The following is an 11,429-nucleotide window of genomic DNA, read 5'->3' on the forward strand; positions in this document are numbered from 1 at the left end:
CGATCCACACCGACCATGCAACACCAGCACAACTCGTATCCGCCGCAGGCGGTCCGCCATCACAAGGGCGGGCTGCCCGGCTTTGGCATCACGATGGGGCTCACCCTATGCTATCTCTGCCTCATCGTGCTCATTCCCCTGTCAGCCGCGTTCATTGAGGCATTCAGTGAGGGACTGCACCCATTTTGGAACGCCGTCGCCACCCCACGGGTGCTCGCCTCGCTGAAGCTCTCCTTCGGCACAGCCCTCGCAGCCGCAGGGATCAATGCAGTCATCGGCACCCTGTTTGCCTGGGTGCTGGTGCGCTATCCGTTTCCGGGACGCCGCATCCTGGATGCAGCGATGGATCTGCCCTTCGCCCTGCCCACCGCTGTTGCGGGCATCGCACTCACTGCCATCTACTCCGCCAATGGCTGGATGGGACAGGGGTTGGAGGCACTCGGATTCAAGGTCGCCTATGCTCCTCCGGGCATCGTGATTGCACTGGTGTTTGTGGGCCTGCCCTTTGTGGTTCGCACGGTTCAGCCCGTCATCGAAACCCTGGAACCCGAAATTGAAGAGGCTGCAGCGGTGCTCGGTGCAACCCGGGTGCAAACCCTGCTGCGCATCCTGCTTCCCACTTTGTTCCCCGCCATTCTCACGGGCTTTGCGCTCTCGTTTGCACGGGGCATTGGTGAATATGGTTCGGTGGTGTTCATCTCCGGAAACATGCCCATGCGCACAGAAATCGCGCCACTTCTCATCGTCACCAAGCTCGAGCAATATGATCTGATGGGGGCCACCGCTCTGGCAGTGACCATGCTGCTCATCTCCTTCCTCTGCCTGCTCACCATCAACCTGCTGCAGCGCTGGACGTCCCGCCGCGCCGGCCAAACCTATTGATCCATCATGTCCGGAATACCCACTTCCCCCCGAAAGCAAAAATCCCCCAGCCTGCAGCTCGCCACCAAAGACCCCGGCTGGGTTCGTGGCGTGCTCCTGGTCGCGGCACTCGGATTTTCCGCAGTCTTTCTGCTCCTGCCGCTTGCAGCAGTCTTTACCGAGGCCTTGCGTCATGGAATAGGGGCTGCGGTCAAGGGATTTTCCGATCCCGATGCGCTGCATGCCATCTGGCTCACGCTGACAGTCGCCGCCATCAGTGTGCCATTAAACCTGGTCTTCGGACTCGCCGCGAGTTGGGCAATCACCCGGCACGATTTCCGGGGCAAGAGTCTGCTGATCACACTGATTGATCTGCCCTTCTCCGTCTCTCCGGTGATAGCGGGGTTGATCTACATTCTCGTTTTCGGGGTCAATGGATGGTTTGCGCCCCTGCTCGATGCCTTCTCACTGAAGATCATCTTTGCCGTTCCCGGCATTGTGCTCGCAACCGTGTTTGTCACCTTCCCCTTCGTCGCGAGGGAACTCATCCCGACGCTTCAGGCCCAGGGACGCGACGAGGAACAGGCGGCCTATCTGCTCGGTGCCAGCGGCTGGCAAATCTTCAGGCACGTCACCCTGCCCAATGTGCGCTGGGCACTGCTCTACGGTGTGCTGCTCTGCAACGCCCGTTCCATGGGGGAATTTGGCGCCGTATCGGTCGTATCCGGGCACATCCGGGGGCTGACCAATACCGTGCCGCTGCATGTGGAGATCCTTTACAATGAATACAACTTCGTCGCTGCTTTTGCAATGGCAAGCGTGCTGGCACTGCTCGCACTGCTGACGCTCGTGGCGAAGTCCTGGCTCGAATGGCGCATGCAGCGACAGGCCACGGAACATTTGCAGGAGCGTTTCCCCGTCAATCGTCCCCTTCACCAAACCCAGAACCCATGAGCATCGAAATCCAGAACATTCACAAATCCTTCGGCAATACCCGCGCCCTCGAGTCGATTGACCTTACCGTTCAACGCGGCAAACTGGTCGCTCTCGTCGGTCCATCAGGATCGGGCAAAACCACCTTACTGCGCATCCTGGCCGGCCTCGATCACCCAGACCCCGGCAGTGGCTCCATCCGTTTTCACGGTGAAGAGGTGCAGCACTTGTCCGCTCGCCAGCGAAAGGTCGGCATGGTCTTCCAGCACTACGCGCTGTTCCGGCACATGAGTGTTGAAAAAAACATCGCTTTTGGACTCAACATCCTGCCGCCGCGCGAACGTCCCAAGCGCGATGTCATTGAGAAACGGGTGCAGAAACTCCTGAGCCTGATTCAGCTCGAGGGATTCGGAAAACGCCTGCCCCATCAGCTCTCTGGAGGGCAACGCCAGCGCGTCGCACTGGCCCGCGCGCTGGCAGTGGAACCGCAGATCCTGCTGCTCGACGAACCCTTCGGTGCGCTGGATGCCAAGGTGCGCAAGGATCTGCGCCGCTGGTTGCGGGAGTTCCACGAACGCATCGGACTCACCACCGTGTTTGTCACGCACGATCAGGAGGAAGCGCTCGAACTCGCTGACGAGGTCGTCGTGATGAATCACGCCCAAATCGTTCAGGTTGGCAGTCCGCAGGAGGTCTTTGACTACCCCGCCTCGCCCTTCGTCATCGAATTCATGGGCAACGTCAATCGTCTGCGCGGCCAGGGCACTGACGAACAACACACGGGCACGCTCTACGTGCGTCCCCATGACATCGAGATCAATCCACAGTCCGAGTCCCAGGGTCTCAAGGCACGGGTGCTCCACGTGTTCTCTGCAGGCAGTGCGGCCCGCGTGAGTCTGCTTCGACTCGCAACAGGGGAACAGCTCGAAGCGGAGCTGTCACGTGCGGATCTCGATACCTGTCAACTGAGGGTTGGCGATGAGGTCCGGATCCGCTTTCGCCACATTCGCGTGTTTGCGCAGGACCCGGGGAGTGGTCAGCAGAACCTCATCGAACGCGATGATCTGATCCAGAGCGTCAGTCTGGAAGGCCCGCGTCCGTAGGTCTTAAGAGGCTTGCAGGCTCCGTCCGTCCGCCGGGCGAAGCCTGCAGGGTCAGCCCCAGCTCAATACTCCGCCATCAGGATGTCGATCAGCTCGTGATCAATTTCCCGGGTCTCGTCATTCACGATGCGGAAGCCGCCCTTGTAGTCCCAGATCGCCTGGGCGATATTCAAGGTTTCAAAGGCGCGGATCCAGTCGCGATAGTAGTCGAGGCGCATCTCACGGGGTACGGCGAGGTAACAACCCCACTCCCCACAGTACATTGGCAGGTTGTGCTTGGCCATGAATTCCGCCACGGGTTTCAGACGCGCAACAGCTGCTTCATAACTGTAAGGTTTCTGGTTGTCCTCAATCCAGCGCTGGATCTCGGCAGAATAGGCCGACGCATCGATCTCTTCGGGAAAGGGCAAACCGGGATAATTGATCGGCCCCTGGTACTCGCGGAAGGGAGTCCAGCCCGCTTTGTAGTGCGTCACCACAAACGGATCGTAAGTGTGGATGCTGATCACCAGATTGCGGTCGCCCTCAGGTACCCACAGGTCACTCAAGGTATCGATGCTCTGAAACTGAAAACTTCCCAGCACAAAGGTACGGGTCGGTTCCTTTTCCCGCATGAACCCATAAACTTTTTGCAACAGTCGATTCCAGTCCTCAGGATCGTCCCCCACCGCTTCATTCATGAACTCGTAGGCCACACGGTCGACGGGAAAATGTCCGATGCGGTCAGAGATTTCATCCCATAGCTGCACAAACTTCTCCTGCTCCCTGGGATCTTCAAACAATGTATTTCCCTGCTCTTTATTGTCGTCGTTGCCGACATTGAAGTAGTGGGAACGAATGATGTGCAGATCCACAATCACGTTGAGATCGTGGCGCTGGCACCAGGTCAGTCCGCGGTCCAGTGCAGCCCAGGCATCTTCGCGAGCCTTGCCGTTGTCATCCCAGAACTCCACTTCGTCAATGGGGATGCGCAGGTGGTCAAAGCCCGCCTGCTTGAGCATGATCACGTCAAACTCCGTAAAGAAGGTCTGGATGTCTTCCCGGGGTCGTTCCCCGCGCTGAGACAGCCAGTGGCTGATGTTCACGCCCTTGTTCAGGCTGAACCCGTTGGGGTTGCTGCCCGCGTGCAGGGAGGTCAGTGACAGAATGGATATCAGGGTGATAATCAGGGGTTTCATAGGGAAATATTCCAGATCCTCTTTCCCTGAAAAGCAATGCAATGCGAATGGAAGGCCCCAGAAAGCATTGACAGGTCCTGTGCATCACACAAACAGGTCAATTCCGCAACTTTCTGCGAAAATCACCCAAGGTTTTTGTCGGTCACCGCACCCTCACTTGCCGGGGAAACCAACCGCGCATACTTCGCCAACACCCCCCTTGTCTCCTTCGCCGTCACGGGCTTCAACTCCCGCATGCGTTGCGCGAACTCCTGTTCAGAGATCAGGAGCTGGATCGTATTGCGGACCGCATCAATTTCAATGCCATCCCCGTTGCGCACCACGGCAATCGGTCCACCCACTGCCGCTTCAGGCGTGATGTGCCCGACGTCAAATCCATGCGAACCACCGCTGAATCGACCATCCGTGATCAGGGCGACTTCCTTGATCAGTCCACGTCCGGCCACCGCACTGGTTGGGGAAAGCATTTCCCGCATGCCGGGTCCGCCCACAGGTCCCTCATTGCGAATGACCACCACATCCCCGGCAACAACCTCACCCGCCAGGATGCCCTTGAGTGCAGCTTCCTCGCCCTCGTAGACCTTGGCTGTTCCCTTGAAGTAGAGGCCTTCCTTGCCCGTGATTTTGCCCACAGCACCGTCGGGAGCCAGATTTCCCCGCAGGATGCGCAGGTGCGTCGAATCCTTGATCGGATCGTGCCACGGGCGCACAATGTCCTGATCCTTGGGGAACGCAGGATAGTCCGCAACCCCTTGCAAACTTTCGGCCAGGGTTTCCCCGGTACAGGTGAGGCAATGGCCGTGCAGCAAGCCGCGATCCAGAAGCAGTTTCATCAAGGGACGAATCCCCCCAACGCGAATGAGGTGGCTCATGTTGTAGCGCCCAAAGGGTTTCAGATCGCAGAGCACGGGGATCTTTTCCCCAATGCGCGCAAAGTCATCCATCGTCAAATCCACCTCCGCGCAATGCGCGATCGCGACCAGATGCAGCACCAGGTTTGTCGATCCGCCGAGCGCCGTGCACACCGTAATCGCATTTTCAAAGGCCTCGCGCGTCAGGATGTCCCGTGGGCGGATGCCCAGCTCCAGCATGCGCAACACCGCTGCTCCTGCGCGCTCACAATCCGCACGCTTGTCTTTGGAAATCGCCAGCTGCGCACTGCTGCCGGGAAGGCTCAGTCCGAGCACTTCGATCGCGCTCGCCATCGAGTTGGCCGTATACATGCCTCCGCACGATCCCTCCCCGGGAATCGCACACGCCTCCACTTCCCGGAGTCCGGCTTCATCCAGCTCCCCCTTGGCATGCCGTCCTACCGCTTCAAAAACGGACACAATGTCCATGGGTTTGCACTGCTCGCGATCCCCGGTCGAGAATCCTGGCAGGATGGTTCCGCCATAGACAAAAACGGCAGGTCGGTTCAGGCGCGCCATTGCCATCAGGCAGCCCGGCATGTTCTTGTCACATCCACCGATGGCAACCAGTCCGTCAAACCCCTCCCCGGCACACACCGTCTCGATGGAGTCCGCGATCACTTCACGGGAGACGAGGCTGTAACGCATGCCTTTGGTGCCCATCGAAATGCCGTCAGAAATCGTAATCGTGCCAAACGTCAGTGCCTTTCCACCCGCTTCGTTCACACCCTTTGCCGCAAAGCGTGCGAGTTCATCGATGTGCATGTTGCAGGGAGTCAGGTCGCTCCAGGTGCTGGCAATGCCAATCTGGGGTTTCGCAAAATCTGCGTCCTTGAATCCGGTCGCACGCAACATGGCACGCGCCGGAGCCCGGTCCGTACCATCAACAACTTTGCTGGAATGAGGTCTTGGGAAACTGTGCATGCCTCCAACCATAACCACGTTGACTGCGATCACAAGGAGAGTTTTTTGTTCACATGCTTCGGGAGCAATTTGGCAGTATGTACACAGTTCTGCATGCCACCCTTGCGTCGTTTTGCGATTTTCGCGATTGCATATTTTGAAAGTCGGCGTGAACTGATTTCACTGGATTTTTTCCGTCTGCCTTCATCGCGCTTCAATCCGGCTCCAAATCAATTGCCTATGCCTGAAAACCACGCATTCGAGACTCTTGCCATCGCCATCTTTGGTGGCACATTCCTCACCGTACTGTCCCGAAAATACGCCCTGCCCACCATCGTTTTCCTGTTTCTGGGCGGACTCTTGCTCGGTCCATCCGTACTGGGACTGATCGACCCAAACAGCGTCGAAAGCATCCTGCCGGCCATGGTTTCGCTCGCCATTGGCATCATCCTCTTCGAGGGGGGCCTCACCCTGGAACCCCGCGACTATGTGCGCTCTTCCCGAGTGATCAAGCGCCTGTTGTCAGTGGGTGCCATTGTGACCTGGCTGGGTTCCGCGCTCGCGGTCAAGCTCTGCTTCAACCCATCATGGGAGGTGAGCTTGCTCGCGGGCAGTCTGGTCATCGTTACTGGTCCGACGGTCATCATTCCCATGCTTCGCCGCATGCGTCTGAAGACCAATGTTGCTTCCATCCTGCACTGGGAGGGCGTGATGATTGATGCTGTCGGGGTTTTCCTCGCTGTGCTCTGCTTCGAACTCGTCGTCTACAAGGATAGCATGATGGCATTAACCGGTTTCGCCCAACGCCTGGTCGCCGGAGTCGGCATCGGAGTTGCCGGAGGCTATTTACTGCAGTGGATTCTGCAGCGTTCCTTCATCCCGGAGTCCCTCACCAACCCATTTGTACTGGCCTCTGCGGTTTTCATTTTTGCAATGGCCGAGTTCTGGATTCATGAGTCCGGACTGCTATCGGCCACCATTGCCGGCATCATCGTCGGCCGTCGCCAATCCGCTGAGGTCAAGCAGATCACATCCTTCAAAGCCGAACTCAGCGACCTGCTCATCGGCGCACTCTTCATCCTGCTGGTCAGCCGCCTGGAGTTCGCTTCATTGCTGGAAAACTGGCAGTCCATCCTGCTCGCGGTCGCCTTGGTCATGTTTGTCGTGCGTCCGCTGAATATCTGGATCAGTTCATTCGGCTCCGATATCGGAACCAAAGAAAAACTCTTTCTCAGCTGGGTGGCTCCACGCGGCATCGTTGCGGCATCCATGGCTTCCCTCTTTGCACTGCAGCTCAGCGCGGACGGCACCTTCGCAAACGAGGCAAAACTGCTCGAAAACTTCACGTTCTCAGTCATCGCCGCAACCGTCATACTTCAGGGACTGACAGCAGGAAAGTGGGCCCAGTTCCTCGGAGTTTCCTCCAGCAGCGACGCGGGTTGGATGTTGGTTGGCGCACATCACCTCGGGCGCGAACTGGCACGCACGATCCAGGAAAAGGGAGTGGATGTGTTGCTCGTGGATACCAATCCGCGGGATGTGGCAGAGGCCAAGGCGGAGGGCTTGAATGCACTCGAAGCTGATGCACGGGAAGTCGAGAATATCACGATCGATGACCGGTTCACGAGCATTCGCAACATGCTCGCGCTCACCGACAATAACGAACTCAATGAATGGATTGCAAACGAGTGGCGATCCCATCTCGGCAAGGACCATGTCTTCGCCTGGAAAACCGGAACCCAGGCTGAGCAGGGTTCGTTTCTCAACCTTCCGCGTCCCTCCGTGCTCGCCGAGGAGCTGCACAATGGAACTGCTCGCATCGAGTGGAAAACCACCGAACCCGAAGGTGAGGAAAAGCGTCTCTTCTCCCTGTTGCGCGACGGCATTCTGCCCTGGACAGACGATCCCCAATTTGACGAGGCAGGCGCTGCTCACCTGTCGGTGTCCCGCACGGTGGGTTATTTGCGCAGGGCCATGCGCCGGGGAGGCACCTACGAGTGGGACTGTCAATCGTTACAGGAGGTCTATGAACAGATTGCCACCATTCTCTCAGATCGCGAACCCAGTATTTCGCGCAAGTCACTGCTCAAAGATCTGATTGACCAGGAGCGCATCCTGCCTCCCTTCCTCGGACACGGGATCGCCGCACCTCATGCCTACAGTTCCCACATCAGCGAACGCATCTGCATGCGAATCACGCTGAAACGTCCGATTTCTGTCGAAAACCAGGCCGACCCGATTCAGACTGTGTATTTCATCCTAAGTCCCGCCGGTGACCCCGAAGGACACCTGGCCACTCTCGCTGAAATCGCAAAAACCTGCCATGAACAACGCTTGATCGACCCTGGGGCTCCCGCTGCATGAGTCCCTCAGGTCAAGGCACCCAATGAAACCCCGCTCTCCGTTTTCGATGGATGTTGAACCCTCGCCACAACTGTTGCGAGGTCGGCACATTGCAGCCGGAGTGCTTCTGATTGTCGCGCTGCTGTGCGCATTCTGGTGGTGGAAGACCTTCCCATTTCGGGAGCATCATCAGATCCTGCACGTTTCCTTTGACGCATTCCGTCATGTCAGCCAGGAGCTGGACCCACAGTTTGAATCCCAGGCCCGTGACTCCACCTTCGAATTCCTGGACATTCAGACCCATCATGCCGGATCGATCCAGCAGGCCAAGGGGGTTGCAACCGGACTCATCGCCGACGTGGCGAGTTTTGCGACACCCATGGAAATCGTCGAAATCCAGCGTCGTGGCATCGCCGTGCCAGACGACTGGGAGCAGCGCTACCCGCATCACAGTTCACCCTGCTACTCCACCGTCGTCTGGGTAGTCAAACCCTCTGCCGGAACTCTGGCTCCAGCCTGGTCCAGCCTGCTGGGCACAAGCGTTCGCCCCTGCATGCCCGATCCGACGGCCTCCGGAGCAGGCAGATACGCATACCTGGCGGTGATCATCGGTTCCCGCACCCACCCTTCCCCATCTTCAACCGCATTCGCATCACCCCAGGCCAATCGCATCCTCGAAAAAATTCACATCACCGGTGACCGGGCAAGCAGCGCGGCCCGACAGTTCCTGCAATCCCCACACCTGAACGTCCTGCTCACCTGGGAGAGTGAGGCGCTTCAGCTGTTGAGGCAGCATGCGCACTCTGGGCTGACCATCGTCTATCCCGAACACCCCATCCTTGCCGAGCCAGTTGTCGTCGAACTTGTCCAGCACACCGCTCAGCGCGGCACCGGACCCTCCGTGCATGCTTACCTGAATTACCAGTTTACCGAAGCAGCGCAATCAGCCTTTGCGAAGGCCGGATTTCGCCCACGCCTGAAGCAGGTTCTCCATGCGGATACACCTGAATTTCCAGAACTCGATTGGGTCGCGATTGAGTCAGCACTCGGCCCCTGGCCGGAATTGCTCGACTCCGCATTTGGACCCAAGGGACACTACACCCACCTGCAGGCCCTGCGCAAAGCACGTCATGGCGGAAGCGAGTGACTGTTCCGTGAATTGACAGAATGACCACCCCCGTTTGCCTATGAACGTTGAAATCCTCTGCATGTTGCTGCTGCTCGTGGCCGTACTGATCGCATTTGCGATGGAAAAACTGCCCACCGAAGTCGTCGCCATGATCGGATTCTCCATCCTGCTCATGGCCGGATTTTTACCCGCAGACCGGGCCATGCAATCGTTCTCCAATCCAGGTCCCATTGCCGTGGGAGCACTGTTCATCATCAGTGCCGCCCTCGAGCGCAGTGGTGTCATTGATGGCATCGCCTATTGGACCCAGCAATTGCCCAAAATGAGCATCCGCCAACTGCTTCCCATGCTCATCCTGGTCGTCGCACTCATTTCGGCCTTCATCAACAACACCCCGGTCGTGGTCGTCTTCCTTCCCGTGGTGATCGGTCTCGCACACCAGATGCGAATCGCACCGTCCAAACTGCTCATCCCGCTGTCCTACGCATCCATTTTTGGAGGCACCTGCACCTTGGTTGGCACTTCGACCAACATCATTGTCAGTTCGGTAGCCGAAGACGCAGGCATTGCCCCTTTCTCCATGTTTGAACTCGCCATCATTGGCGTGCCCATCCTGATCGCCGGGACCCTCTATCTCATGGCAGTCGGCCCGCGACTGCTTCCCATTCGGGAAACCATCAGCTCCATTCTCTCGGAGGAAGAACGTCGCGAGTACGTCGTGGAAGCCTACGTCACCGAAGCCTCACCACTGATCGGTCAATCCATCGAAGAGGCGCTGGGGCGCCAAAAGGGAAAGCTGCGAGTGCTCGAAGTGCTCAGAGCCGGAGTTCGCATTCCCGAACGACTGTCCAGGATCACCTTGCGCGAGGGAGATCGTTTGCTCATGGCACTCTCCCCCAAAGCGGTATCCAGCACACAAAATACTGCCGGACTCGCCCTGTCCGGAAGTTTTGGCGACGGTCTTACCCAAATCAACCGCACCGAAGGATTGATCGTCGAGGGTGTGCTTGGGCCGGACTCCCGCCTCGTCGGTCGCTCCATCAATGAATGCAACTTCCGCCAGCGCTACCGGTTGATCCCCATGGCCCTGCACCGGCGCGGACACAACATGATGGAGGATTTTACCAACATCCCACTCGAATACGGAGACACCCTGCTGATGCTCGGTACCCATGAGGCACTCGATTTTCTGCAAGGCAACGAAGACATCGTGCTGCTGAACAAACCACCGCTTCCCCTGCATGGAAAACGCCTGCAGATGGGATTCACGCTCAGTGTGATCACAATGGTCATTCTGGTGGCGACACTCGGTATCCTGCCGATTGCCGCTGCCGCCATCATCGGGGCAGTGGCTTTGATCAGCTTCAAATGCATTTCACCACAGCAGGCCTACACCTCGATCCACTGGCCCATCCTCTTCCTGATTTTTGCCATGCTTGGATTTGGCGCTGCCATGGAACACACTGGAACTTCGAAGTGGCTTGCGGATGGCCTCGTCGGGTGGATCACACACGCGGTTCCTCCTGCCTGGCAACCCATCGCCCTGCTCGCAGGTCTCTACCTGATCACGACCCTGCTCACCGAAATTTTATCGAACAACGCTGCGGCCATCCTTCTCGCAACGCTCGCGATTTCCATTGCCGAAACCATGGGGATCAGTGCCCGTCCCCTGCTGATCGCGATCGCGGTCGCCGCATCCGCCAGTTTTGCCACGCCCATTGGCTATCAAACCAATACCTACGTCTATGGCGTCGGTGGCTACAAGTTCATGGATTTTGTGAAGGTGGGAGTTCCCCTCAATCTGATCGCCTTTGCCGTCTCGATTGTGGTGATTCCGTGGTTCTGGAAATTCTGAAAGGCCTATGGCCCACAAAGCACTGTTCCACAGCACCAGAAAGGTTTTGTGGAATCCTGACTTCAATTTTCTCACCTCCGATAGCCGGATTCGGAAGAATTCCTCCCCGTAGTCCCGACAAGTCGGGATAAGAATTCGGACCCACGTTGCAGTGCGAAAACAATTGTGTTGGGCCTGCATGATGGTCACTGTTTTCATAGCGCATGAACTCAC

General features: G+C 57.8%; 8 protein-coding genes. 6 read left to right on the forward strand and 2 right to left on the reverse strand.

Going from position 1 to position 11,429, the window contains the following annotated elements; all coding sequences use genetic code 11:
* The first annotated feature begins 15 nt into the window (after window positions 1-15).
* From cysT to ABQ298_06430, 3 genes are read left to right on the forward strand one after another with little or no spacing between them, the layout of a single operon-like run.
* Window positions 16-882: a sulfate ABC transporter permease subunit CysT gene (gene cysT, locus ABQ298_06420; protein ID MEQ9824001.1), complete on the forward strand. Its 867-nt coding sequence runs from the start codon at window positions 16-18 to the stop codon at window positions 880-882.
* 6 nt (window positions 883-888) lie between these two features.
* Window positions 889-1,815, forward strand: a complete 927-nt coding sequence (cysW, locus tag ABQ298_06425) for a sulfate ABC transporter permease subunit CysW (protein ID MEQ9824002.1) — start codon at window positions 889-891, stop codon at window positions 1,813-1,815.
* Window positions 1,812-2,897, forward strand: a complete 1,086-nt coding sequence (locus tag ABQ298_06430; protein MEQ9824003.1) for a TOBE-like domain-containing protein — start codon at window positions 1,812-1,814, stop codon at window positions 2,895-2,897. The genes cysW and ABQ298_06430 overlap by 4 nt, the downstream gene beginning before the upstream one ends.
* 62 nt (window positions 2,898-2,959) lie before the next feature.
* On the opposite strand, the gene ABQ298_06435 is transcribed toward ABQ298_06430, so the two are convergent.
* On the reverse strand, window positions 2,960-4,075 hold the full coding sequence (locus ABQ298_06435) for a cellulase family glycosylhydrolase (GenBank protein ID MEQ9824004.1): 1,116 nt from the start codon (window positions 4,073-4,075) through the stop codon (window positions 2,960-2,962).
* A gap of 122 nt (window positions 4,076-4,197) precedes the next feature.
* Complete coding sequence (gene ilvD, locus ABQ298_06440; protein MEQ9824005.1) at window positions 4,198-5,910, reverse strand: dihydroxy-acid dehydratase; 1,713 nt, start codon at window positions 5,908-5,910, stop codon at window positions 4,198-4,200.
* A gap of 219 nt (window positions 5,911-6,129) precedes the next feature.
* Between ilvD and ABQ298_06445 the strand changes: the two genes are divergently transcribed.
* From ABQ298_06445 to ABQ298_06455, 3 genes are read left to right on the forward strand one after another with little or no spacing between them, the layout of a single operon-like run.
* Window positions 6,130-8,253, forward strand: coding sequence for a cation:proton antiporter (locus ABQ298_06445; GenBank protein ID MEQ9824006.1), 2,124 nt, complete (start codon window positions 6,130-6,132; stop codon window positions 8,251-8,253).
* 22 nt (window positions 8,254-8,275) lie between these two features.
* The gene (locus tag ABQ298_06450) at window positions 8,276-9,379 is read left to right on the forward strand and encodes a sulfate ABC transporter substrate-binding protein (protein ID MEQ9824007.1); all 1,104 of its coding nucleotides are present in this window, start codon (window positions 8,276-8,278) and stop codon (window positions 9,377-9,379) included.
* 40 nt (window positions 9,380-9,419) lie between these two features.
* A complete protein-coding gene (locus ABQ298_06455; GenBank protein ID MEQ9824008.1) occupies window positions 9,420-11,216 on the forward strand; it encodes an SLC13 family permease in 1,797 nt (598 codons plus the stop codon).
* Window positions 11,217-11,429 lie beyond the last annotated feature (213 nt).

The sequence above is a fragment of the Puniceicoccaceae bacterium genome (assembly GCA_040224245.1).
In the GTDB taxonomy this organism is placed as follows: domain Bacteria; phylum Verrucomicrobiota; class Verrucomicrobiia; order Opitutales; family JAFGAQ01; genus JAKSBQ01.

Coding starts and splice junctions, on each gene's coding strand:
- cysW (MEQ9824002.1), top strand. CDS start 889: ATGTCCGGAATACCCACTTCCCCCCGAAAGCAAAAATCCCCCAGCCTG.
- ABQ298_06435 (MEQ9824004.1), bottom strand. CDS start 4,075: ATGAAACCCCTGATTATCACCCTGATATCCATTCTGTCACTGACCTCC.
- cysT (MEQ9824001.1), top strand. CDS start 16: ATGCAACACCAGCACAACTCGTATCCGCCGCAGGCGGTCCGCCATCAC.
- ABQ298_06450 (MEQ9824007.1), top strand. CDS start 8,276: ATGAAACCCCGCTCTCCGTTTTCGATGGATGTTGAACCCTCGCCACAA.
- ABQ298_06430 (MEQ9824003.1), top strand. CDS start 1,812: ATGAGCATCGAAATCCAGAACATTCACAAATCCTTCGGCAATACCCGC.
- ABQ298_06445 (MEQ9824006.1), top strand. CDS start 6,130: ATGCCTGAAAACCACGCATTCGAGACTCTTGCCATCGCCATCTTTGGT.
- ilvD (MEQ9824005.1), bottom strand. CDS start 5,910: ATGCACAGTTTCCCAAGACCTCATTCCAGCAAAGTTGTTGATGGTACG.
- ABQ298_06455 (MEQ9824008.1), top strand. CDS start 9,420: ATGAACGTTGAAATCCTCTGCATGTTGCTGCTGCTCGTGGCCGTACTG.